The sequence below is a fragment of the Novosphingobium piscinae genome, assembly GCF_014230355.1.
GTDB classification, from domain to species: Bacteria; Pseudomonadota; Alphaproteobacteria; order Sphingomonadales; family Sphingomonadaceae; genus Novosphingobium; species Novosphingobium piscinae.
This window is the reverse complement of record NZ_JACLAX010000026.1, coordinates 1-23,464: the sequence shown is the minus strand read 5'-3', so window position 1 is coordinate 23,464 and position 23,464 is coordinate 1. Positions and strand designations below refer to the sequence as shown.

The window sequence follows — 23,464 nt, the reverse complement described above, 5'->3', positions numbered from 1 at the left end:
CACCACCATGACTGCAACGACCCACAAGCCGCCGCTGTCCACCCACGCGAAGATCGAGCGCAACGTGACGATCCTCGGGGTCCTGGCCTTCCTGGCCGTGACCGTGGGCGGGATCGTCGAGATCGCCCCGCTGTTCTGGATCGACAACACGATCGAGAAGGTGAAGGGCATGCGACCCTACACCCCGCTCGAGCAGGCCGGCCGCGACATCTACATCCGCGAGGGCTGCTACGTGTGCCACAGCCAGATGATCCGTCCGTTCCGCGACGAGGTCGAACGCTACGGCCACTACAGTCTCGCCGCGGAATCGATGTACGACCATCCCTTCCAGTGGGGCTCCAAGCGCACCGGGCCGGACCTGGCCCGCGTCGGCGGGCGCTATTCGGACGAGTGGCACGTCCAGCACCTCGCCGATCCGCGCTCGGTGGTGCCGGAATCGGTGATGCCGATGTACGCCTTCCTGAAGGACCGCGATCTCAAGGCGGGCGAGGGCGGGACCATGATCGGCGAGATCAGGGCGCTGGCCACCACCGGAGTGCCCTACAGCCCCGCGCAGATCGCCCAGGCCGATGCCGATCTGAAGGCCCAGGCCGGGCAGGGTGATGCCACCGAGCTCGCCAAGCGCTGGCCCAAGGCCCAGCCGCGCGACTTCGATGGCCAGCCCGACCGCCTGACCGAAATGGACGCGCTGGTCGCCTATCTCCAGGTCCTCGGCACGATGGTGGATGTCAATGCCGCCGCCGCGCAGGAAGACCTCGCCAGGGAGACCGGCCGATGAGCGCGCCGACCACGTACGAGCTGCTGCGGCATCTGGCTGATAGCTGGGGCCTGTTGGCGATGACACTGATCTTCCTCGGGCTCTGTGCCTGGCCGTTCCGGCCGGGCGCCCGCTCCGCCAACGAGATGGCGGCCCGCATGATCCTCGCTGACGACGACCTTCGGGACGTCGAGTTCGGAGGCACTGACAATGGCTGAGAAAAGACTGGACGAGGCCACCGGGGTCGAGACCGTCGGCCACGAATGGGACGGCATCGAGGAGCTCAACACCCCGTTGCCGCGCTGGTGGCTCTATACCTTCTACGCGACGATCGTCTTCGCGATCGGCTACATCGTGGTCTATCCGGCGGTGCCGCTGGCCCGTTCGGGCACGGCGGGGCTGTGGCAGTGGTCGAGCCGCGGCGCGCTGGCGGCCGATACGGTCAGCGCCGAGCGCGAGCGGGCGAGCACCCTCGCGGCGATCGCGGCCACTCCGATCGCGGCACTGCCGGGCAATCCGGTGCTGATGCGCGCGGCAATCGCCGGGGGCAAGGCCGCCTTCCGCGTCAATTGCGTGCAGTGTCATGGAGCTGGTGCGGCGGGGAGCAAGGGCTATCCCAACCTCAACGACGACGACTGGCTGTGGGGCGGCGATCTGCAGACGATCGAGACCACCATCACCCACGGCATCCGCCAGCCCGGCGACGATGCCACCCGTCAGAGCCAGATGCCCAGCTTCGGGCATGACGGCATTCTGCCGCCGGGCGAGGTTGCCGACGTGGCGAGCTATGTCCGCTCGCTGTCGGGCAAGGTCGCGCCGGGCAGTGCCGCGGCCGGGCGCGGCGCGGTCATCTTCGCCAACAACTGCGTTGCCTGCCACGGCGCGGACGGCAAGGGCGCCCGCCAGTTCGGTGCGCCCAACCTGGCCGATGCGATCTGGCTCTACGGCGGGGATCAGGCCAGCGTCGTCGCCAGTGTCACCAATGCCCATGCCGGGGTGATGCCGGCCTGGGGCCAGCGGCTGGATCCGGTGACGATCAAGATGCTCGCCGCCTATGTCCATTCGCTCGGCGGCGGCGAGAAATTTGCGCCAGGACAAGGCGCGGACCCTGCGACCGCTGCTACGGCAGCCGCGGCCGCCCAGTAGGACGACCGAAATGCCGGGCCTGTCCAGGGGAGCTGGGCAGGCCCGGGTTCCAACCCACCACACCGGGAAGGTGAAGGACAATGCGTAACCCGGCTCCGGTCGCCACCGGGCTCTACGAAAAGCGCCGGGGCGTGTTTCCGGCGAGGATCGACGGGACCTTCCGCCGCCTCAAGTGGGCGATCATGGCGATCACCCTGGCGATCTACTATGGCGCGCCGTGGCTGCGCTGGGACCGCGGGCCCTATGCCCCGGACCAGGCGATCCTGGTCGATCTGGCGCACCGCCGCTTCTACATGTTCGCGATCGAGATCTGGCCCCAGGAGTTCTACTTCGTTGCCGGCCTGCTGATCATGGCCGGGATCGGCCTGTTCCTGGTGACCAGCGCGGTCGGCCGCGCCTGGTGCGGCTATGCCTGCCCGCAGACCGTCTGGACCGACCTGTTCCAGCATGTCGACCGCTTCATCGATGGCGACCGCAATGCCCAGCTGCGCCTGCACCAGGCGCCCTGGACCGCCAGCAAAGTGGCGCGGCGGCTGCTCAAGTGGTCGATCTACCTCGTCATCGCCTTCTGGACCGGCGGCGCCTGGATCATGTACTTCGCCGATGCACCCACCCTGGTGCGGGAGTTCTGGAGCGGGCAGGCCGCCCCGGTGGCCTACGGCTCGGTGGCGGTGCTGACCTTCACCACCTTCTGGCTCGGCGGCTTCATGCGCGAGCAGGTGTGCATCTACATGTGCCCCTGGCCGCGCATCCAGACCGCCATGCTCGACGAGAAGAGCCTGATCGTCACCTACAAGGACTGGCGCGGCGAGACGCGCGGCAGCCTCAAGCAGGCGGCGAAGGATCCCGGGACCTATGGCGACTGCATCGACTGCAACCAGTGCGTCGCGGTATGCCCCACCGGGATCGACATCCGCGAGGGGCCGCAGATCGGCTGCATCACCTGTGCGCTGTGCATCGATGCCTGTGACCGGGTGATGGCGCAGATCGGGCGGCCGCGCGGGCTGATCGACTATGCCACGCTGGAAGATGCCGCGAAGGAGAAGGCCGGCTGTCCGCCGACGCCGCACCGCAAGCTGATCTGGCACCCGCGCACGCTGGTCTACCTGGGCATCTGGTCGGCCATCGGGGCCGGGCTGCTGTTCGCCCTCGGCACGCGCACGCACATTGATCTCGCCGTGCAGAAGGATCGCAATCCCCCCTTCATGGTGCTCAGCGACGGATCGGTCCGCAATGCCTGGACGCTCAAGCTCAAGAACATGGAGCGCCGCCCCCGGCCCATGCAGGTGGCGCTGCAGGGGCTGCCCGGGGCCGTGATGTGGAGCGATGCGATGGGCCGCGACGAGGCCGGCCGCACGCTCGCCATGACCGTACCGGCCGACACGGTCCTGCCGCTGCGCGTCTACGTGGCTGCGCCTGCGGGCACCGCCGAGCAGGCGTTCCACTTCGTCCTCGCCGCGACCGACGCCGAGGGCGGCGGCGACCGCACCGAAACGCGCTTCGACGCGCCCCGGGATGATGATGACACCCCCGGCGACCACGAACGCGCCGACCACGAACGCGGGGACCATGAACGCGAGGAGCACGCCAGATGAGCCAGTCCGTTGCCCGGCCCTTCACCGGCCGCCACATGGCCGCAATCATGCTGGCCTTCTTCGGGGTCGTGATCGCGGTCAACCTGCTGATGGCACAACTGGCCGGCCGCACCTTCGGCGGCGTGGTGGTCCAGAACTCCTATGTCGCCAGCCAGCACTTCAACCGCTGGCTCGACGAGGCCGGGGCCGAGCGCGGACTGGGCTGGGGCGCGGAGATCGGTCATGCGGCCGACGGCACGATCCGTGTCACGCTGCAGGGTGTCCCGGCCGGGGCACAGGTGACCGGCGAGGCCTGGCATCCGCTCGGCCGCGCGCCTGACCGGGTCCTGCGGTTCCGCGGCACGGGCACGGCATTCCGCTCGCTGGAGGCGATTCCTGCCGGGCGCTGGCGGATCCGCATCGAGGTGCGGGCCGGGGCACGGCGCTGGCGCCGCGAGCAGGTGGTGGCATGACCGCGCTGGCCCGCCTGCCCGAACCGCCGCTCGGCCAGACCGTGCTGGTCGTGCCCGGCATGCACTGTGCCGGCTGCATGGCCAAGGTCGAACGCGGCCTCGTTGCCGTCCCGGGCGTCGCCGTGGCACGGGTCAATCTCACCGCGCGGCAGGTGGCGGTGCAGCACGATCCCGCGCTGGCGCCGCCCGTGCTGATCGAGGCGCTCGCCGCCATCGGTTTTCCCGCCCAGCCGCGCGGGCCCGAGCTGGCCCCGCCACCCTCGGCGGCGCGGCCGCTGCTGGCGCCGCTCGGCGTGGCGGCCTTCGCCGCGATGAACGTCATGCTGCTCTCGGTGAGCATCTGGTCGGGCGCGACCGGGGCCACGCGTGAGTTGTTCCACTGGCTTTCCGCCCTGATCGGCGTTCCGGCGATCCTCTACGCCGGGCGCGTGTTCTACGTCTCGGCCTGGGGCGCGCTGCGGCGCGGCCGCACCAACATGGACGTGCCGATCGCGATCGGGGTGACGCTGGCCACCGTGCTCTCGCTGTACGAGACCGCCACCGGCGGCGCCGATGCCTGGTTCGACGGCACGCTGATGCTGCTGCTGTTCCTGCTGGCCGGGCGCGCGCTTGACGCGGCGATGCGCGACCGCGCGCGCGCCGGGGTCGATGCCCTGCTGCGCCAGGCCGCGCCGGGGGCCCTGGTGCTGGGCAAGGACGGAAGCATCGCCTGGGTCGCCGCGGTGGACCTCGTCCCCGGCATGACCATGCGCGTCGCGGCGGGTGAGCGGCTGGCCGCCGATGGCGAGATCCTGAGCGGCCACAGCCGGTTCGACCAGTCGCTGCTCACTGGCGAGAGCGCCCCGGTCGCGGCCGGGCCGGGCGCCGTGGTCCATGCCGGCACGCTCAACCTCGAGGCGCCGGTCGACGTGCGGATCGCCGCGGCTGGGCAGGGTACCACCCTGGCCGAGATCGCGCGGCTGATGGACGCGGCCGGGCAGGCGCGGTCGCGCTACGTGCGGATCGCCGACCGCGCCTCGCGGCTCTACGCCCCGGCGGTGCACACGCTGGCCGCGCTGTCCTTCGCCGGGTGGATGCTGCACGGCGCCGGGCTCCACCAGTCGCTGGTGATCGCGATCGCCGTGCTGATCATCACCTGCCCCTGCGCGCTGGGGCTGGCCGTCCCGGTGGCGCAGGTGGTCGCCTGCGGGGCACTGCTGCGCCAGGGAGTGATGGTCAAGGACGGGTCCGCACTCGAGCGGCTCGATACGGTCAACCACGCCCTGTTCGACAAGACCGGAACGCTCACCCTGGGCCGGCCCGTGCCCGATCCGGCCGCGCTGGCCGGGTTCGATGCCGCCGCAGCCGGTATCGCGCTGGCGCTCGCCTCGCACAGCCGCCACCCGCTGTCCCGCGCTCTGGTCGAGGCCCTGGCGGCACGCGGGGTGACCCCGGCGGCGCTGGAGCAGGTGGCCGAGGAGCCGGGCCGCGGCGTCACGGCGCGGTGCGACGGTCTGGCCGTGGCGCTGCGCCGGCCCGAGACCGCCGGCGGCATGGCCACGGTGCTGGCGATCGCCGGCCAGCCGGCCCGCCTGATCGGTTTCGCTGACCGTCTGCGTCCCGATGTCCCGGCTGCGCTCGACCAGCTCGGCCGGCTTGGCATCGCCGCCGGGATCGTCTCGGGCGACAACGCAGCGGCGGTGCTCGACGTGGCCGGGCAGGTCGGGCTCACGGCCGCCGCCGCAGCCAGTCCGGCCGACAAGCAGGCGGCGATCCAGCGCCTCCAGGCCGAGGGCCGGCGGGTGCTGATGGTGGGCGACGGCCTCAACGACGGACCGGCGCTGGCCGCGGCCGATGCCTCGATGGCCCCGGGCACGGCCAGCGATGTCGGCCGCCAGGCAGCGGATTTCGTGTTCCTTGGCGATTCCTTCGCCGCCGTGCCGCGCACGGTCCGCGCGGCCCGCCGGACCATGGCTGTGGTCCGCCAGAACTTCGCGCTGGCGATCGGCTACAACGTGCTGGCCGTTCCGCTGGCCATGGCCGGGCTGGTCACCCCGTTGATTGCCGCGGCGGCCATGTCGCTGTCCTCGCTGCTCGTGATCGCCAACTCGCTGCGCCTTGCCCGAGCCGCGCGATGACCGGAGAACTGCCATGACCGGATTGGCCCTGCTGATCCCGCTGGCCCTGATGATGGGGCTGATCGGGCTGGTCGCCTTCTTCTGGGCCCTGCGCAACGGCCAGTTCGAGGACTGCGATGGCGCCGCCGCGCGCATCCTGATCGAGGACGATCAGCCATCCGTCCCGCCGGTGCAGCCATGAGGCGGCGCGTGCTGATGGGCCTGCTGGCCCTGCTGCCGGCGGCGCTGAACACCAGCCCGGCACGGGCTGGTGCGCTGGCCGTCGCGGTCTGCTCAGGCGATGGCCTGACCCGCACCATCTCGCTGCCGTTGTCGGGCGAGGATCCGCCAGGACGCGAGCAGCCGGGCTGCTGCGCCAAGGGCTGTCACACCGGTTCGCGAAAAAAGTCCGCCGCCCGGCAAATTGATACGCGACAATGACGGCCACGGCCGGAGCGGGGAGAACGACTGCATGTGGCCCTTCCACCCCGATCTCCTGACGCGGCCGGTTCCCCGGTACACGAGCTTTCCCACCGCCGCGGAGTTCACCGATGGCGTCGGCGCGCCCGAGCTGGGCGCCGCGCTGGAAGAGGTCAGCGGCACCGTCTCGCTTTATATCCACGTGCCGTTCTGCGAGCAGATCTGCTGGTACTGCGGCTGCAACACCGGCCGCTCGAACAAGGTCGCGCGGCTGACCAGCTATCTCGATGCCTTGCACCGCGAGATCGCGCTGGTCGGCCAGCGTCTGCCGCGCGGCACCCGGGTGCAGCGGATCGCCTTTGGTGGCGGCAGCCCCAATGCGCTGAGCCCGCTCGAATTCGTCCGGCTGGTCGATGCGCTGACGGTGCACCTCCCGCTGTACGATCCGGTGGTCTCGATCGAGCTCGATCCGCGGACCCTCGCGGCCGACTGGGGCATGGTGATCCGCTGCATTGGCATCACCCGCGCCAGCCTCGGGGTGCAAACGCTGAGCCCGCGGCTGCAGGCGGCGATCGGCCGGGTGCAGCCCGATGCCCTGATCGCGCGCACCACCGAGCAGTTGCGCGCCGCCGGGATCACCTCGCTGAACTTCGACCTGATGTACGGCCTGCCCGGTCAGACTGACGCCGACCTGGCCGAGACGCTCGCCCGTTCGATCGAGCTGGGCGCCGACCGGATCGCGCTGTTCGGCTATGCCCATGTGCCGCACCTGATCCCGCGGCAGAAGCAGATCGACGCTGCCGACCTGCCCGATATGCCGGCCCGGTTCCGCATGGCGTGGAATGGCTGGGCCCAGCTGACCGCGGCGGGCTACCAGCCGGTGGGCTTCGATCACTTCGCGCTGCCCGGCGATGCCCTGGCGCAGGCCGCGCTGGCCGGGCGGCTGCACCGCAATTTCCAGGGCTTCACCGAGGATCAGGCCCCTGTGCTGATCGGGTTGGGGGCCTCGGCGATCAGCCAGTTTCCGCACCTCATCGTCCAGAACGAGAAGAACGCCGGGCGCTACCGCATGTTGCTGTCGCAGGACCGCCTGACCGGCACGCACGGAGTACGCCGCTCGGCCGAGGACCAGCGCCGCGGGCTGGTGATCGAAAGCCTGCTCTGTCACAACCGCGCCAGCCTGCCGCTCGACCTGATGCAGGAGCAGATCGGCGCGCTGGCTCCGTTCCGCGAGCGGGGGCTGATCGACCTGACCGACGACGTGCTCGAGCTCCGGCCCGAGGGGCTGCCCTACGCCCGCACGGTGGCCGCGCTGTTCGATCCCTATCGGCAGGATGGGGTGCGCCGCTTCAGCTCGGCGGTCTGACGCCAGCCAGCCTCCTCCCCGCTGCGCCCGCCACCCCAGGCAGTGCTCGCGCCGCGTCACGGCGCGCGAAAAAGGAGGGCGGTCACGCCGGACCGCCCCCTTGGGAGTTGGGGAGAATGATGCCGGAAAGAGCGACGCGTGGGTGACTCCGTCCGACGGGAATCGGTATAGTGCGGCAAGGCCGGCCAAGCCTTGACCCCGATCAAATCCGCCGTCTCTCCCGGTCGTCAGCGTGCGGCAAGGTCAGAACGGGGTGGCGCGATCCGGCATCAGGCTGGCCGTCAGCTGATGCAGGTAGGTGGCGATCAGATCAGGCGAACATGGCTTGCTCGCGCTGCAGGCCCCCGGATAGCGGCTGATCAGGCTCTGGCTGTCGGCATGGCCCGAGTGGAAGATGATCGGTACGCCCATCCGGGTCAGCTCGTCGGCCAGCGGAAACACGTCACCATCGGCCAACTGCACGTCGAGGATGGCGGCATCGGGGCGCTGCCCTTGGATCGCGAGGACGCCTTCAGACAGGGTCGCGAACGGTCCAGTCACGACATAGCCCAAGTCTTCGGTCATGCCCGAAAGGTCGAGCGCGACTATGAACTCGTCCTCCATGATCAAGACCCGTGGGGCCTGTCTCTGCAACCCGCTCGGGCTGGCCGTTTCGCTTTGCCACATCGCTTTCGGTACTCGCGAAGCCTCGGCCGCATGCCCATGGTGCACAGGATAGTGCGCCGTTCTCGTCGGCCGCTATGGTGTTGAAATGTACCGAGCCTGAATTGGTTCCTGTAGATACCCTTAGCTGCGCACTTTCTGCGTGAGCGCCACCAGGCTGTCCGGGGTGAGCAGCTGTGGCAGGGTGACCGGAGCGGCCGGAGCCGGTCCGGGATACCAGACGTAGAGCGGCACGCCCGCCGCACCCTGCGCGCCCAGATAGCGGGTGATCTCCGGATCGCGCCGGGTCCAGTCGCCCTTGAGCACGACCACCTCGGCTCCGGCAAAGGCCGCGCGGGTCTCGGCCCGGTCAATCGCGACGCGTTCGTTGACCTTGCAGGTCAGGCACCAGTCGGCGGTCATCCAGACGAACACCGGTTTGCCGCTGGCCCGGGCCTGGGCCAGTGCCGCGGCGGAGAAGGGCTGGCTGGGCAGGCCGTCGCGCGCGGCGGCCGGCGCCTGGGGGGCGATCGCCACGGGAACCAGCGCCGCGGCCAGTCCCAGCGCCACCAGCCCGCCGCCGCCAAGTCGGGCCACTCCTGCGCCGCGGCGCTGGCGGCGGCCTAGCTCAACCAGCAGCAGGCCCGCCGCGAGGGCCACGGCCAGTTCGAGCGCGAGGATGACCGGGCCGGCCAGGCGCCAGGTCAGCCAGGCCAGCGCCAGCGCGGTCAGCCCCATCGGCACGGCCATGGCGTGGCGGAACCGCACCATCCAGCCGCCAGGCCGGGGCAGGGCGCGGCGCAGCGGCGGAACGAAGGCGATGGCGAGGAAGGGGAGGGCCAGGCCCACGCCCAGCGCGACGAACAGCAGCATGGCCTCGGCCACCGGCAACAGGAGCGCTGCGCCCATCGCTGCGGCCATGAACGGTCCGGTGCAGGGCGTGGCGACGAAGGCGGCCAGCAATCCGGTGGCGAAGGCCCCGTTGGCCCCGCCACTCCGCGACCCGGTCCCACCCGTCGCGCTGCTGGCCCGGTTGACGAAGCCGGGCACGGCGAACTCGTAGACCCCGGCGAGGTTGGCCGTGATCGCCAGTGCCAGCAGCAGCAGCAACGCGACCACCGACGGGTCCTGGAGCTGGAAGGCCCAGCCGACCTCGCTGCCGCCGGCGCGCAGGGCGAGCAGGACGGCGCCCAACGCGCTGCAAGCAAGGACCACGCCCGCGGTGTAGGCCAGCCCTTCGGTCCGCGCTTCGGCCTCGCTCTCCCCGGCGCGGGCCAGCGAGAGCGCCTTGAGGCTGAGGATCGGGAAGACGCAGGGCATGACGTTGAGCAGCAGCCCGCCAGCCAGCGCTGCCAGCACCAGCCAGACGAGCGGGGTGGATGGGGCGTCGGCGCCTTCGGCCACGAGCGCGCCGCCGGCGGCTACCGCGCCGGGCGCGGCGGTGAAGGTCACGCCGTCGCCTGCGCGGTTGAGCTTCAGCACGCCGTGGAGCGCGGCGGGCGCCGCCCCCGCGCCAGCCGCGGGATTGCGGCGCAGCGTCACCACCAGCAGGTCGCCCTGTCGGCGGAACTCCTGCGGCGCGGCATAGTCGACCAGCGCCTCGTCGGCGACGAACACGTGGGGCCGCTCCAGCGCCACGCTCTGCGGCAAGGGAATGCCCAGGCGCAGCACCGGCCCCGCCGCGGCGATCCGCGCCGGACTGCCCAGCGGTGCGGGCAGGCGGGCGCGCCACTGGTCGAATTGCGGGCTGGCCGGACTGGCCGCGCCGGGTGCGGTCACCGTCACCCCCGCCTCGAGCCGGGCCTGCTCGGGCACGCAGACGGCGTCGGTGCAGGCCAGCCACTGCGCCTTGACCGCGATCGGCAGGACCGATCCGGGCCGGGCGGCGGCGGGGACGCGGTAGGGCACCAGCACGGCGTAGTCGTGCTCATAGACGTGGTTCATCAGCCCGGCGATCAGCAGGGTATCAGGCACCGGATAGAGCGGTGTGCCGAAATCCGCGTCGGCGGCGACGTCCCCTTGGTACCACTTCAGGGTCATGCCGAAGCCCGCATCGCCCGGGTTCGACCAATAGCCGTGCCAGCCCTTGGCCGGCTTCATCTCGAGCGCGACCATGACCGTGCTGCCGGGGGCGGCGGGGCCTTCCACCCGCAGGGCCGCGGCGATGTGGTTGGGCGCGCCGGGCTGGGCCTGCACCGGCCCTGCAACAGCCATGACCAGCCATTGCAACAGCAGTGCAACGAGGCAGCGATAGCGAGGCAACATGAGGCGGGCCGACTCCACGGGGAAATGTCAGTTGCGCCGGGCAGATGCGCCCGGCAAGGTTGGTTCCTGCCGCGTCGCCTGCAGCAACACAAGCAAAGCCTGCCGCCAAGGAACCCCCATGCCCCTTCGTGCCTGCCGTCCGTTTCGTGCCTGTCGCCGGTCTGCCCGCCTTCTGCCCGGCCCCGCCCTGGCCGCCGCGCTGACCCTGCTGGCGGGGTGCACCGCCGCGCCGGACCGGGTGGCCAGCGCCCCGCCGCCGGTGGCGGCACCGGCCCCGGTCGGGCCGCCGCGGCTGATCGTGGCGATTTCGGTCGACCAGTTCTCGGCCGACCTCTTCGCGCAGTACCGCCAGCACTACACCGGTGGGCTCGCCCGGCTGTTGCAGGGCGGCGTGTTCCCCAGCGCCTTCCAGAGCCATGCCGCGACCGAGACCTGCCCGGGCCATTCGACCATCCTGACCGGCGCCCATCCGGCGCGCACCGGGATCATCGCCAACACCTGGTTCGACCCCGGCCTCGCCCGCGCCGACAAGGCGGTCTATTGCGCCGAGGACGAGACCGACCCGGCCAGCTCTTCGCGCAACCCCGTGGTCTCGGCCGTGCACCTGCGCGTGCCGACGTTGGGCGACTGGTTGAAGCAGGCCTATCCGGCCAGCCGCAACGTGGCCGTCTCGGCCAAGGACCGCGCGGTGGTGATGATGGGCGGCCACCGCATCGACGAGGGCTGGTGGTATCTCAAGGGCCAGTTCGTCTCGCTGCGCGGCCGCACCGCGCCGCCGGCGGTCACTGCCGCGAATGTCGCGCTGACGGCCGCGCTGAAGAGCGGCGCCCCGGCGCTGCCCGTGCCGGCCTGGTGCGCTCCGCGCGACGCGGCGGTCATCGCCGGCAAGGACGTCACCGTGGGGCAAGGCCGGTTCGCCCTCGCACCCAACCAGCCCGACGCCTTCCGCGTCTCGCCGCGGATGGACGCGGCCACCGGCGACCTCGCCGCGCGGCTGGCCGAGGATCTCCGGCTCGGCCGCGGCCCGGCGCCCGATGTGCTGTCGGTCAGCTTCTCGGCGACCGACTATGTCGGTCATGCCTATGGCACCGAGGGGCTCGAGATGTGCATCCAGATGGCCGAGCTCGACCGCACGATCGGCGCGCTGTTCGCCCGGCTCGATGCCAGCGGGGTCGACTATCTCGCGGTCCTCACCGCCGACCACGGCGGGCTCGACCTGCCCGAGCGGCTGGCCCAGCAGGGCCTGCCCGGCGCGGTGCGGGTCGATCCGGCGCTGAGCCCGGCCGCGCTGGGCAAGGCGCTGGCGGCCGAGCTCGGGCTGACGGTCGAAGGGCCGCTGCTCTATGGCGATGGCGCGTTCGGGGATTTCTGGGTGACCAAGGCCCTGCCCGAGACCCAGCGCGCCCGGGTCGCCGCGGCGTTGGTCGCGCGGGTGCGCAACCACCCGCAGGTCGCCGCGGTCTACACCCATGACGAGCTGGCCCGGCTCACCACCCCCGCGGGCAACCCGCAGGACTGGACCCTGCGCGAGCGCGCCCGCGCCAGCTTCGACGCGCAGCGCTCGGGCGACGTGGTGATCCTGCTCAACCGCGCGATCGTGCCGATCCCGGCCGCCGGGCCGGGCTATGTCGCCACCCACGGCAGCCCGTGGGACTACGACCGGCGCGTGCCGCTGCTGGTCTGGCGCAAGGGCTGGGCCGGCTTCGAGCAGCCCGCCCCGGTCGAGACGGTCGACATCGCGCCCTCGCTGACGGCGGTGCTCGGGCTCAAGGTGCCCGAGGGCAGCTTCGACGGGCGCTGCCTCGATCTCGATGGCGGGCCGGGAAACAGCTGCAATTAGGCAAGCCCCGTCGTCCCGGGTCGAGCCCGGGATGCCGCAGCACCGGGGCCACCTCCCATCCTGCCCCAACGCCCGCTTGCCCGACGCCCCGGGGCAGGCGTAAGACCGGGGCATGGACAGCACCTCACGCGATCTCGTGATCCTCGGCGGCGGCCTCGTCGGCATGACCCTGGCTCTGGCCGCCGCGCGCGCCGGGATCACCAGCCATGTGATCGACCGCGCCGATCCGGCCGAGCTTACCGCCGAACACGCCGACGGCCGGGCCTCGGCGATCTCCACGGCCAGCTGGAACCTGTTCACCAACATCGGTCTCGCCGCGGCGCTTGAGCCTTTGGGTTGTCCGATCGACGCGATCGCGGTGACCGACCAGATGAAGCCCGGCCGGCTCGATTTCCGCCCCGCGCCGGAGGAGGGTTCGCTAGGCCGGATGTTCGCCAACCGCGATATCCGCCTGGCCCTGTTCGAGGCTGCCCGGAGCGAGCCGAACATCGCCTGGCACACCGGTGCCACGGTGATCGATCGCGAGCGCGGACCGCACGGGGTCGCGGCCACGCTGGCCGATGGCCAGGTTCTGCGCGGCCGTCTCCTGGTCGGCGCCGAAGGACGGCAGAGCCCGACGCGCGAGGAGGCCGGGTTCAAGCTGGCGCAGTGGGACTACCACCACCGCGCGATGGTGACCGCGCTCTACCACGAGAAGCCCCACGACAATGTCGCCTGGGAAATCTTCTATCCCGCCGGCCCCTTCGCGCTGCTCCCGCTGCTGGACGAGAACGGGCGGCACCGCTCGGCGCTGGTCTGGACCGTGGCCGAGGCCGAAGCCAAGGCCTGGACCGGTCTGTCCGACCGCGCCTTCCTCGCCGAGGTGCAGAAGCGGGTCGGGCCGATCTTCGGCCAGGTCGAACTCTGCGCGCCGCGGATGTCCTGGCCGCTGAGCTTCCAGCACACCGCGCGGATCGTCGAAGACCGGCTGGTGCTGGTCGGCGATGCCGCGCACGGCATGCACCCGATCGCCGGGCAGGGGCTGAACCTGGGCCTGCGCGATGTCGGTGCGCTGGTCGAGGTGCTCACCGAGGGCATGCGGCTGGGGCTCGATCCCGGCGATGCCCAGGTGCTCAAGCGCTACGAGCAGTGGCGCAGCGTCGATTCGCTGACGGTGATGGCCGCCACCGACACGATCACCCGGCTGTTCGGCGTGCCGGGCAACCTTTCGTCGCTGATCCGCCGCGCCGGCATGGGCGCGATCCAGCGCACCCCCGCGCTCAAGCGCTGGTTCATGGACGAGGCCCGCGGGATGAGCGGCAAGCTGCCGGCGCTGCTGCAGGGCTAGTCCCGTAGGGCAGGAGTGAAGGCCTGGTAGCGCCCCACACCCGTCATCCCGGCGAAGGCTGGGACCTCTCGCCCCGCCGAGGAAGATGCCAGCCTGCGCTGGCATGACGGGATGGAGGGGAGGGCCTACGTGGGCTCGGCGGCTTGCGCGCGATACCCGTCATCCCAGCGAAGGCTGGGATCTCTGGCCCCGCTGTGGAAGATGCCAGCCTGCGCTGGCATGACGGGATGGAGGGGAGGGCCTACGTGGGCTCGGCGGCTTGCGGCGGATACCCGTCATCCCGGCGAAAGCCGGGATCTCTCACCCCGCCGCGGAAGATGCCAGCCTGCGCTGGCATGACGATGGGTTTGGGGTTGATCAGACAATGAGCGACAGCCCCGCTCGCCCCCGCAAGCCCAGCCCGCCCCCGCAAGCCCAGCCCGCCCTCGCAAGCCACGTCCGCGCCCCATCAGGTCCGGTCGTTCCAGGCGGTGCCTCCCCGGTCCACCAGCCCGGCCTCTGGCTCAGGCCCACGGCAACAGCGACGACACCGGCCCGCCGCCACTCCGCTCAGCGCTTCTTCTTCGTGATCGGCGCGGTGAAGTCCGGGTCCTTGTTCGCCACCCAGTCGACGAACTTGCGGACCGCGGGGTTCAGCAGCAGGCCCTCCACCTCCAGGCCGTAGCGCTGCAGCTCGGAATTGGTGAAGTTGGCGATCAGCGTCTGCTGGCAGATCGGGTGCATCGGCACGACATCGCGCCCGCCCCGGCTCTTGGGCACGGGGTGGTGCCAGACCACGGTCTGACCGGTCGGTCGGCTGCACAGCCAGCAGGGCGGCGGTGGCGGGGCCTCGGCCTCGTCGTCCGTGTCCGGGGCGGCGAAGCTGTGGTCGTATCGGGAATGCTTGCGGGCCATGGGTCTGCCTGATTGGGAAGGCCCATGCTGCACCGCCCGGCGCCCCCCGTCCAGCCCGGTGGCGCTTACATTGATTAACCCCGGCCGCCAGAGAACGGCATTGGCCCGGCGCGACCCGTGGCTTAGATGGTTAATGGGCGGGCTCGTACAGGGAAGGTCGATGGTCAGGCGGTTGGCACTGGCAACGACTTTGATTTCGGTGGCCTTCATGGCCAGCGGCGCCTGGTCCGATTCGGTTTCCTTGCCGCAGGCTTCCGATATCCGGGGCCTTCCCGCCGCGCCCGAGCCAGCCGTGCCCGCACCGGTCGCCCGGGGGGCGGGCGGTGCCGGCCCGGTTTCGCCGACCCGCCCAACCGTGGCCGAGGCGCTCGATTCGGGGGTCCTGATCGTCATCAGCAAGGCCTCGCAGCGCATGGACGCGTTCCGACAGGGTGAGCCCTGGCTGACCGCGCCGGTCTCGACCGGACGGAGCGGCCACCGCACGCCGGCCGGGGTGTTCCCGATCCTCGAGAAGCGGCGCTTCCATCGCTCCAACCTCTACAGCAATGCGCCGATGCCCTTCATGCAGCGCCTGACCATGGGCGGGATCGCGATCCACGCGGGGCGCCTGCCGGGCTATCCCGCTTCGCACGGTTGCATCCGGGTGTCCGCTGCGGTGGCGCGGACCCTGTTCGATGTCACCAGCAGCCGGGATACGGTGGTTGTCATCGTGAACGAGCCGGTGACGAGCGCCGATCAGGCCCGCCAGCTTGCTCTGGCCTGGCCGAGGGCACCGGCGCCGCTGGTCCAGCCGCGGTTGCTGGTGGCGCCTGGCATGGCCCAGGTTGTGCTGCCCGCCCCGGGCCGCGCCCGGCGGCTGGTGGCGGCTTCGCGCGGCGCTGCGCCGCAGGCCTGGCCGGCGACCAGCCAGACCATCCAGCTGGCCGCCGCCCTGACGCCGCAAGAGGCCGAAGCCTACTGGACCCGGCTGCTCGGCCGCCATCCCGACCTGGCCCGGTTCAGCAAGGTGGTGGTCCCGGTCGAGATCGGTGCGCGGCGCTTTTTCCGCCTGCGGGCTTCCGGCACGGGCGCCCATGCCTCCTGTTCGCAGCTGAAGACCGCAGGGACTGATTGCTTCAAGGTGATTTAGGGGCTGACCTGTGTGGTGAGCGGACGTTGAGCTAAAGCCCGCCGAGGCCACCCCAAAACGCATGCGCACACCCACAAAATGGCACATCGTTAAAGCTATCGTCGTCCCGGGCTTGACCCGGGACAGGGCTGTTTTCCCCAATCTTCGCCACGCAAGCCCTGCCCCGGCTCAAGGCCGGGGCGACGATCAGGGGGTGGTCGTGTGTTCTGTGCTGAGAGGATCTGGATGTCCGACTTTGGGCGCAACCAGGCACGGGACGCCATCCCGGTCCCCGGGGCCGAACCATCGTCCAGCTGTTGCGCCAGATTGGCGGCTGGCAGATGACCATCATGCTGCTGCCCCGGGTGAGAGCGACCATCGCATGAGAGCCCGCAGTCCCGCCTTCGCCCGCATCCGCGCCGACGTGCTGGCCATCGTCCAGGCCGTCCCGCCGGGGACGCTGGTGACCTTCGGGGACCTGGGCGCCCATCTCGACGTGATGCCGCGCCATGTGGCCTACATCCTCGCCACGCTTGACCCGGCCGAGCAGCTGGCCATCCCGTGGCACCGCGCCGTGCCCGAAAGCGGCCGCCTGCGTCCCGGCGCCAGCGATGCGCTGGGCAGCAGCCAGGCCGATCTGCTGCGGGCCGAAGGCGTTGCCGTGGCTGCGTCCGGGATGATTGCCGATCCGGCCGCTCATCGCCGCGCCGTCGCCGATCTGCCTCACGGCGTGCCAGTGCAGCGGCGACCCGACCGGCCGCCTGCAGGCTGAGCGCGCGCCGCTACTCCGCGGCCACGCCCAGTTCGTCCTTCTCGGCCGCCTGGCGCGCCCACATTTCGGCATAGACCCCGTCGCGGCGCAGCAGGGCGGCGTGGGTGCCGCTCTCGGCGAGCCGGCCCTGGTCCAGCACGAAGATCGCGTCGGCATCGGCGATGGTCGAGAGGCGGTGGGCGATCGAGATCGTCGTGCGGTCCTGGCTCACGGCGTTGAGCGTCGCGAGAATGTCCTGTTCGGTGCGGGTGTCGAGCGCGCTGGTCGCCTCGTCGAGCAGCAGGATCGGCGGGTTCTTGACCAGGGTGCGGGCGATCGCGACGCGCTGCTTCTCGCCGCCCGACAGCTTGAGCCCGCGCTCGCCGACCTCGGTCTCGAAGCCCTGCGGGAGCCGCTCGATCAGCGGCCCCAGCGCCGCGCCGCGCGCCGCCGCCTCGATCTCGGCGAGGCCCGCCCCGTCACGGCCATAGGCGATGTTGTAGCCGATGGTATCGTTGAACAGCACCGAATCCTGCGGCACGATCCCCAGCGCCTTGCGCAGGCTGATCTGGGTTACCCCGAGGATATCCTGTCCGTCGATCAGGATCCGGCCGGCCTGCGGATCGTAGAAGCGGAACAGCAGCCGGGCGATCGTGCTCTTGCCCGCGCCCGATGGGCCAACGATGGCCACCTTGCTTCCCGCCGGGATCTCGAGGCTGAGGCCGTGGAGGATCGTGCGGTCGGGCTCGTAGCCGAACACCACGTTGTCGAAGGTCACCGCCGGGCGGCGCACCACCAGCGCCGGGGCTCCTGGCGCGTCGGCCACCTCCTGCGGTTCGTCCATCAGCTTGAACATCGCGGCCATGTCGATCAGCCCCTGGCGGATCGTGCGATAGACCATGCCGAGCATGTCGAGCGGGCGGAACAGCTGGGTCAGGTAGGTGTTGACGAAGACCACGTCGCCCACCGTCAGCTGGCCGCGCGACCAGCCCCAGACGGTATAGGCCATGGCGCCGGCCATCAGCAGGTTCACGATCAGCGCCTGGGCGATGTTGAGCAGCCCCAGCGAGTTCTCGCTCTTCACCGCGGCCTCGGCATAGGCGCGCGTGGCCTGGGCGTAGCGCGCCTCCTCGCGCGCCTCGGCGCCGAAGTACTTGACCGTCTCGTAGTTGAGCAGGCTGTCGACCGCGCGCGCCATGGCCTGGCCATCGAGCCGGTTCATCCGCTCGCGCAGGGCATTGCGCCATTCGGTGATGGTGCGCGTGGCCCAGGCATAGAGCACCACGGCCAGCGCGGTGGCGGCCACCAGCGGCCAGCCGAAGTTGACGAAGAAGATGATCGCCACGGCCAGCAGTTCGATCACCGTCGGGGCGATGTTGAACAACAGGAAATAGAGCATCACGTCGATGCTCTTGGTCCCGCGTTCGATCGTCTTGGTCACCTCGCCGGTGCGGCGGGCGAGGTGGAAGCGCAGCGACAGCTTGTGCAGCCGGCCGAAAACGTCCTCGGCCAGCGCGCGGGTGGCGTCCTGGCCGACCCGCTCGAAAACGATGTTGCGCAGGTTGTCGAAGGCCACCCCCGCGAACCGGCCCAGCGCATAGGCCAGCACGAAGGCCAGCGCGATGGTATAGCCCGTGCCGTTCGCCACGGCCGGGCCCGACATCGCGTCGATCGCGCGCTTGTAGGCATAGGGCAGGGCGAGGGTGCTGGCCTTGGCGGCGAGGATCAGCAGCGTGGCACCGACGATCCGCCGGCGCAGCGCGGGATTGTCGACCGGCCAGAGATAGGGCAGGAAACGGCGCATCGTGGCCCAGCCGGCGTGGCTGGCCGCGGCATCGGTGCGGGGAATCTCGGGTGGCATCGTGGGCCTATGTAGGCGACCCGGGCGATGTCACAAGCGCGATGACGGCCGGGCAGGAGCCGCGGCGGTTACCAGGGCAGGGGACCCAGCGCGGTATCGGGCATGTCGAACAGGATCCGGCGGGTCTGGAAATCGATCGCCACCCGGCGGAAGGCGCGCAGCTCGCGCATACCCAGCAGGATCGCCGGCTTGCGGTCGAGCTTGAGCGCGGCAAACGGCGGCGCATCGACGAAGGCGATCACCGCCCGGGTCATCTCGAGCCGCTGGATCTGCAGCCGCTTGGCCACGGCGAGTTCGGCCGGGAGGCTATGCCCGGTGACGCCCTCGAGCATGGTCCGCTCGAGCTGCGCGCCCTTGCGGCCGAGCGCGGCGAGCAGCGCCATGTTGCCGATCGAGATCTCGGCCCCGGTATCGATCACCACGGCGGTGCGCACCCCGTCGATCGTCGCGTCGGTCATGATCAGCTGGCCGGACCGGCTGCGCGCGCTGACCACGATCTCGAACCCGGCATTGCCGCCCAGGCTCTTGGCGTCGCTGACCGCGATCAGCTGGCGGGTGAAGTCGATCAGCACCCGCTGGTCCTGCAGGCTGTCGAGCCCGACGATCCCGTCGGCGCCGATGTGGCGCTGCTCCAGCACCGGGGCGGTCAGGCCGTAGTAGCTGCGCCGGCCCAGCGCGACCTCGTCGAGCAGCACGGTCTGGACATCGCGCGTCCCGGCCACCCCGACCAGCCGGGCGCGCCGCTCGGCCGGCAGGGCAAGCCGGGTGGCGAGGTCGCTCGAGACCACCGTGTTCTGCGATCCGGTGTCGAGCAGGAAGCGGAACGGCCCGGCCGTGCCGATCCGCACCGGCACGGTCATCCGCGCGTGGCTGTCCCTGGTGACGGCGATCACCTCGGTATCGGCGCTGTCCTTGGCGGCCGGGGCATGGAGCAGCGGCGCGCCGATCGCCGCGGCCAGCAGCGGCAGGACCAGGACGGTCGGGTTCATCGACAGCTCTCCCATTGCGCCGGGGCGACACTTGTTCCGCCGGCTCTACCACCTTCCCCGACGGGACACCACGTGTCCGCAAGGGGGCGTTTCGGCTTTCCTTAACGCCGCGCTGCTAGGGCCGGCGGGATGGAACACCTGGCTCAGCGCCTCCTGCGCAAACTGCGCGAACGCCACTTCGCCCGGATCGCCCGCGGCGTGCTCGCCACCCCGCCGGTGCGTGCGCGCGACGATGGGGTCATCCTGTTCTCGATGATCGGCACCCGGGTGGTCGCGCCCTACCTGATCGCTGCCAAGTCGTTCCATGCCCAGCTCGGGCGCGGGCGCTTCGTGATCCTCGACGACGGCACCCTGACCCCGGCCGACCGGGCGGTCCTGGCCCGGCATCTCGACCATCCGGAGATCCGCCCGATCGCCGCGGTTTCGCCCGGCGACTGCCCGCGCGGCAGCTGCTGGGAGCGGCTGCTGGTGCTGCTCGAGCTGCGTCGCACGCACTATGTGATCCAGCTCGATTCCGATACGGTGACGGTCGGCCCGGTGGACGAGGTCGCCGCGGCGATCGCCGCCGGCCGCAGCTTCACCCTGCGCGGCGATGCCTCGGCCGAGCTGCAGGATGCCGCCCACTTCGCCGGCGATCCCGCGGCCATGCCGCCCACCAGCCACGTCCAGGCGCTGATCGAGGCCGGCCTGCACCGGATCGACGCCGGGCTGCCCCGGCCGCTGCGCTATGTCCGCGGCTGCGCCGGTTTCGCCGGCTTTGCCCCCGGCGGGCGCGGGCGTGAGGTCGCCGATGCGTTCAGTCGTGAGGCCCGGGCCCTGCTGGGCGCGGCCAAGTGGGCGGAGTGGGGCAGCGAGCAGGTGATGTCCAACGTGATCGTCGCCAACGAGCCCGATCCGCTGCTGCTGCCCTATGCCCGCTACATGAACTATTGGGCCGAGCGCGCGCTGGGGCCGGTCTCGTTGGTCCATTTCCTTGGCACCCATCGCTATGACCGGGGCTGCTATCCGCGCGTCGCCCGGGCGGCGATCGCCCGGCTCGCCGGGACGGACTGATCAGCCCGGCTGCAGGGCGCGGGGCCTGGGCAGGAGGTTGAGCGCGAGGCGGACCTCCTGCCAGGCCGGGTGGCGCAGCAGGGCAAGCAGCGCCAGCCAGGCGACCGCCCCGCAGAGGCCCAGCCCGAGCAGCACCGGCAGCCCCGGCGTCGGCCCGAACCAGGCGCCCTCGACCGCGCCATAGAGCGGGGCCGCGGCGGCGGCGGCGCAGAGCCCGCTGCGCAGATAGATCCCGGCCAGCTGCGCCACCGGCAGGTGCAGCAGACGGCCGATGAAGGTGATGTAGATCACGAACCACAGCCCGGCGGCGACCAGCCGGCTGACCGCTGCGGCCTCGACTCCCCAAGCGCAGAACGCCGCGAGAATCCCGACGGTGGCGGCGGTGTCGAGGCAGTTGATCCACACCAGCGAGCGGATCCGGCCGAGCATGATCGGCACGTCCATCTGCAACGGCACGGCGAAGAACAGCATCTCCGCCAGCGCGGTCCAGCGCAGCAGCGGTGCCACCTCGGCCCAGCGCGGCCCATAGAGCAGGTGGACCAGCGGCCCGGCCGCCGCCGCCAGCCCGGCCGCCGCCGCCCAGTTGAGCGCGGTGTTGCAGGCGATCAGGTGAAGATAGGGCCCGGCGAGGTCCTCGCCGGCGTCGCGCTTGCGGGCGAAGGCGGGATAGAACACCGCGTTGAGCGCGCCGACCACCAGGGTCGAGAGCTGGCCGGCCAGCGCGGTCGCGCGGGTGAAGATGCCGGTGGCGAACAGGCCGAGCAGGTGCCCGACGATCAGGTCCTGGCTGCGCATCCCGATTGCCCCGCTTAGGCTGATCGCGAAGGAGGCGCCGCTGAAGCCGAGCATCGGGCGCACCGTCTCGGCGCGGCGCGGGCGCCGCGGCAGGACCGGGCGGGCCACCTGCACCACGGCCAGCCGGGTGAGGGTGGTGGTGAGCATGCCCCAGGCCAGCGCGGCGGGGCCGGCTCCGGCGGCGGCGGCGCCGATGCTTGCCCCCGCGCCCAGCAGCGCGCTGCCGGTATTGGCGAAGAACAGGACGCGGAAGTTCATCGCCCGGGTCAGCAGCGCCGCCGGCACGATCGCCAGCGGCATGGCGGCATAGGCCAGCGCGATGATCAGCATCAGCGGCGCCAGTCCCGGCTCGCCGTAGAACCAGGCGAGCGGCAGGGCGGCCAGCGCGATGCCCGCCGCGACCAGCCAGCCGAGCGCCACGGCCACCCCGGCATAGTCGCGGACATGGGCCTCGCGCATGTCCGGCTGACCGGTGACGAAGCGGCTGATTCCCATGTCCTGGAAGATCGCCGCCATCATCGCTGCGGCCAGCGCGATCGAGAACAGCCCGACCTCGGCCGGGCGCAGGAAGAACCGCGAGATCACCACGCTGCTGGCGAACTGGCACAGGAAGCTGCCGTATTGGGTGGCCATCGACCACAGGGCCGAGCGGCGCAGGCTCATGCTGCGAGACTGCCGACCAGGGCCATGGCGAGGCGGACGGCGCGGGCCGGCTTGCCGAAGCGGACCAGGCGCGGCACCGTGCGCCACAGCTCGCCGCCGCGGCCACCGTCGGCGACGTGGCGCAGCAACAGGTCGAAGGCCGCGCCGCCCAGCGCCGCCTCGGAGTAGAGCAGCGCGCGCGCGGTGTGGGCGCGGATCTCGCGGGCCACGCCGGCGCGGCCGAACAGCGCATCCAGCGCCTCGATCGGCGGCAGCACCGCCAGCGTCTCGGTCGGATCGGGCCGACCCGCGGCGCGCTCGAAATAGGCCACGCGCGAAACCCCCACGCCGATGCACTGCTCCACGGCATGACGGTTCGAGACCTGCCCCGGCGAGCGGCGGTAGCTGAGCAGCCGCTCGGGCAGGTTGGCCATCCGCGTGCGGTGGGCCAGACGCAGCCACAGGTCGTAGTCCTCGCAGTGACGGAAGGCGGCGTGATAGCCGCCCGCGGCCAGCACCACGTCGCGCCGGAACATCACGGTCGGATGGGCCAGCAGCGGGCCGTCGGTGGCAATGTTGTGGAGCAGCTCGTCGTGGCTCAGCGGATGGTCGGCGAGGTTGAGCTGGAAGCTCTGGCCCTGCTCGTCGATGTCGGTCGTGCGGCTGCCGATCACGCCATGGTCGGGGTGACCGGCCAGGAAGCCGATCTGCCGGGCGAAGCGTTCGGGGTGGCAGATGTCGTCGGCGTCCATCCGCGCGACGATCGGGGCGCGCGCGGCGGCAAGCAGCTCGTTGAGGCTGGCGACGAGCCCGCGGTTCTCGCGGATGATCGGTCGGATGCGGGGGTCCTGCGCGGCATAGGCGCGGACGATCGCGGCGGTGCCGTCGGCCGAGCCGTCGTCGAGGATCAGGAACTCGAAATCGCCGAAGGTCTGGCCCAGCACGCTCTCGATCGCCGGCGCGAGGAAGCGCTCGCCATTGTACACGCTCATCGCAACGCTGATCGCAGGACTGGGCATGGGGCAGGCAGGATCCAGGTTTCGCACGGGGGCCGCCGGCGGCCATCCCTAGGGCTTTTCGCCTTAGCCGTGCGGGGTAAACAAAGCCTCAATCCGGCGGGTCACGGCCGCTGGCAGGAAGGCCCGCGCAGAGTCGGTGCCGAATCACGAAAGCGGCGGAATCGACCGCGATTCGCCCGGCGGTTGGCCGTGAACGGCGTGCCGGAGGCCCGGATTTGCTGGGTTGTGACAGTTTTTTGAAGAAAGCCGTTGACGGGTTTGGGACCCCTCCATATACGGCGCCTCACCGACGGGGTGTGGCTGAAACGCCCTCCTGGCCGGTCGCTGACAGAGGCGGATGACCATTTCCCCCGGTTTATGGATCGGGGAGGGGTTGGTTGTCCGGTTTGTTTGTCGGTTGTTGATCTTTGACATTGTTGGTTTTGATGAAGGGACATGTGGGCGAC

General features: G+C 71.1%; 21 protein-coding genes. 14 read left to right on the top strand and 7 right to left on the bottom strand.

Annotated features, from left to right (window positions below):
* The first annotated feature begins 7 nt into the window (after positions 1 to 7).
* The 9 genes from ccoO to hemN all read left to right on the top strand — a co-directional run bounded on the left by ccoO (position 8) and on the right by hemN (position 7,832).
* Complete coding sequence (ccoO, locus tag H7F53_RS16310; protein WP_185680575.1) at positions 8 to 778, top strand: cytochrome-c oxidase, cbb3-type subunit II; 771 nt, start codon at positions 8 to 10, stop codon at positions 776 to 778.
* Positions 775 to 975 carry a cbb3-type cytochrome c oxidase subunit 3 gene (locus tag H7F53_RS16305; RefSeq protein WP_185680574.1) on the top strand — a complete coding sequence of 67 codons (201 nt, stop codon included), beginning with the start codon at positions 775 to 777 and terminating at the stop codon, positions 973 to 975. Before ccoO ends, H7F53_RS16305 begins: the two co-directional genes overlap by 4 nt.
* Positions 968 to 1,903, top strand: coding sequence for a cytochrome-c oxidase, cbb3-type subunit III (gene ccoP, locus H7F53_RS16300; protein WP_185680573.1), 936 nt, complete (start codon positions 968 to 970; stop codon positions 1,901 to 1,903). The genes H7F53_RS16305 and ccoP overlap by 8 nt, the downstream gene beginning before the upstream one ends.
* 80 nt (positions 1,904 to 1,983) lie before the next feature.
* The gene (ccoG, locus tag H7F53_RS16295) at positions 1,984 to 3,498 is read left to right on the top strand and encodes a cytochrome c oxidase accessory protein CcoG (protein WP_185680572.1); all 1,515 of its coding nucleotides are present in this window, start codon (positions 1,984 to 1,986) and stop codon (positions 3,496 to 3,498) included.
* Complete coding sequence (locus H7F53_RS16290; protein WP_185680571.1) at positions 3,495 to 3,950, top strand: FixH family protein; 456 nt, start codon at positions 3,495 to 3,497, stop codon at positions 3,948 to 3,950. Before ccoG ends, H7F53_RS16290 begins: the two co-directional genes overlap by 4 nt.
* Positions 3,947 to 6,067, top strand: coding sequence for a heavy metal translocating P-type ATPase (locus H7F53_RS16285; protein ID WP_185680570.1), 2,121 nt, complete (start codon positions 3,947 to 3,949; stop codon positions 6,065 to 6,067). Before H7F53_RS16290 ends, H7F53_RS16285 begins: the two co-directional genes overlap by 4 nt.
* Before the next feature lie 13 nt (positions 6,068 to 6,080).
* Complete coding sequence (gene ccoS, locus H7F53_RS16280) at positions 6,081 to 6,248, top strand: cbb3-type cytochrome oxidase assembly protein CcoS (RefSeq protein ID WP_185680569.1); 168 nt, start codon at positions 6,081 to 6,083, stop codon at positions 6,246 to 6,248.
* Between the two features lie 8 nt (positions 6,249 to 6,256).
* Positions 6,257 to 6,487 carry a hypothetical protein gene (locus H7F53_RS16275; protein WP_185680568.1) on the top strand — a complete coding sequence of 77 codons (231 nt, stop codon included), beginning with the start codon at positions 6,257 to 6,259 and terminating at the stop codon, positions 6,485 to 6,487.
* A gap of 31 nt (positions 6,488 to 6,518) precedes the next feature.
* A complete protein-coding gene (gene hemN, locus H7F53_RS16270; protein ID WP_185680567.1) occupies positions 6,519 to 7,832 on the top strand; it encodes an oxygen-independent coproporphyrinogen III oxidase in 1,314 nt (437 codons plus the stop codon).
* Positions 7,833 to 8,075: 243 nt separating this feature from the next.
* Here the strand turns inward: hemN and H7F53_RS16265 are convergent, their stop codons facing one another.
* Both H7F53_RS16265 and H7F53_RS16260 read right to left on the bottom strand, forming a co-directional pair.
* Positions 8,076 to 8,435 (bottom strand): response regulator, encoded by a 360-nt coding sequence (locus tag H7F53_RS16265; protein ID WP_246438961.1) that lies wholly within the window; start codon positions 8,433 to 8,435, stop codon positions 8,076 to 8,078.
* A 183-nt stretch (positions 8,436 to 8,618) separates the two neighbouring features.
* Positions 8,619 to 10,688 carry a protein-disulfide reductase DsbD family protein gene (locus H7F53_RS16260; protein ID WP_246438960.1) on the bottom strand — a complete coding sequence of 690 codons (2,070 nt, stop codon included), beginning with the start codon at positions 10,686 to 10,688 and terminating at the stop codon, positions 8,619 to 8,621.
* A 169-nt stretch (positions 10,689 to 10,857) separates the two neighbouring features.
* Here H7F53_RS16260 and H7F53_RS16255 point away from each other — a divergent pair, with 169 nt between their 5' ends.
* Both H7F53_RS16255 and H7F53_RS16250 read left to right on the top strand, forming a co-directional pair.
* Positions 10,858 to 12,579 carry an alkaline phosphatase family protein gene (locus H7F53_RS16255; protein ID WP_185680564.1) on the top strand — a complete coding sequence of 574 codons (1,722 nt, stop codon included), beginning with the start codon at positions 10,858 to 10,860 and terminating at the stop codon, positions 12,577 to 12,579.
* Between the two features lie 112 nt (positions 12,580 to 12,691).
* Positions 12,692 to 13,906 carry a UbiH/UbiF/VisC/COQ6 family ubiquinone biosynthesis hydroxylase gene (locus tag H7F53_RS16250; protein WP_185680563.1) on the top strand — a complete coding sequence of 405 codons (1,215 nt, stop codon included), beginning with the start codon at positions 12,692 to 12,694 and terminating at the stop codon, positions 13,904 to 13,906.
* A 549-nt stretch (positions 13,907 to 14,455) separates the two neighbouring features.
* Here H7F53_RS16250 and H7F53_RS16245 read toward each other — a convergent pair.
* Positions 14,456 to 14,800, bottom strand: coding sequence for a hypothetical protein (locus H7F53_RS16245; RefSeq protein ID WP_185680562.1), 345 nt, complete (start codon positions 14,798 to 14,800; stop codon positions 14,456 to 14,458).
* Positions 14,801 to 15,008: 208 nt separating this feature from the next.
* Between H7F53_RS16245 and H7F53_RS17585 the strand changes: the two genes are divergently transcribed.
* Together H7F53_RS17585 and H7F53_RS16235 are read left to right on the top strand one after the other, a co-directional pair.
* Entirely contained in the window at positions 15,009 to 15,929 is a 921-nt protein-coding gene (locus H7F53_RS17585) for a L,D-transpeptidase family protein (RefSeq protein ID WP_221773786.1), read from the top strand.
* A 361-nt stretch (positions 15,930 to 16,290) separates the two neighbouring features.
* Positions 16,291 to 16,680: an MGMT family protein gene (locus H7F53_RS16235; RefSeq protein ID WP_185680561.1), complete on the top strand. Its 390-nt coding sequence runs from the start codon at positions 16,291 to 16,293 to the stop codon at positions 16,678 to 16,680.
* A 10-nt stretch (positions 16,681 to 16,690) separates the two neighbouring features.
* Here H7F53_RS16235 and H7F53_RS16230 read toward each other — a convergent pair whose 3' ends face one another.
* Positions 16,691 to 18,520, bottom strand: a complete 1,830-nt coding sequence (locus H7F53_RS16230; RefSeq protein WP_185680560.1) for an ABCB family ABC transporter ATP-binding protein/permease — start codon at positions 18,518 to 18,520, stop codon at positions 16,691 to 16,693.
* Positions 18,521 to 18,588: 68 nt separating this feature from the next.
* On the bottom strand, positions 18,589 to 19,509 hold the full coding sequence (locus tag H7F53_RS16225; protein ID WP_246438959.1) for an aspartyl protease family protein: 921 nt from the start codon (positions 19,507 to 19,509) through the stop codon (positions 18,589 to 18,591).
* A gap of 129 nt (positions 19,510 to 19,638) precedes the next feature.
* On the opposite strand from H7F53_RS16225, the gene H7F53_RS16220 reads away from it, so the two are divergent.
* Positions 19,639 to 20,562 carry a hypothetical protein gene (locus H7F53_RS16220; protein WP_185680559.1) on the top strand — a complete coding sequence of 308 codons (924 nt, stop codon included), beginning with the start codon at positions 19,639 to 19,641 and terminating at the stop codon, positions 20,560 to 20,562.
* Here the strand turns inward: H7F53_RS16220 and H7F53_RS16215 are convergent, their stop codons facing one another.
* Both H7F53_RS16215 and H7F53_RS16210 read right to left on the bottom strand, forming a co-directional pair.
* Positions 20,563 to 22,020: an oligosaccharide flippase family protein gene (locus H7F53_RS16215; RefSeq protein WP_185680558.1), complete on the bottom strand. Its 1,458-nt coding sequence runs from the start codon at positions 22,018 to 22,020 to the stop codon at positions 20,563 to 20,565. It abuts the gene before it with no gap.
* Positions 22,017 to 23,018, bottom strand: a complete 1,002-nt coding sequence (locus H7F53_RS16210) for a glycosyltransferase family 2 protein (RefSeq protein WP_185680557.1) — start codon at positions 23,016 to 23,018, stop codon at positions 22,017 to 22,019. Before H7F53_RS16210 ends, H7F53_RS16215 begins: the two co-directional genes overlap by 4 nt.
* Between the last annotated feature and the right edge of the window lie 446 nt (positions 23,019 to 23,464).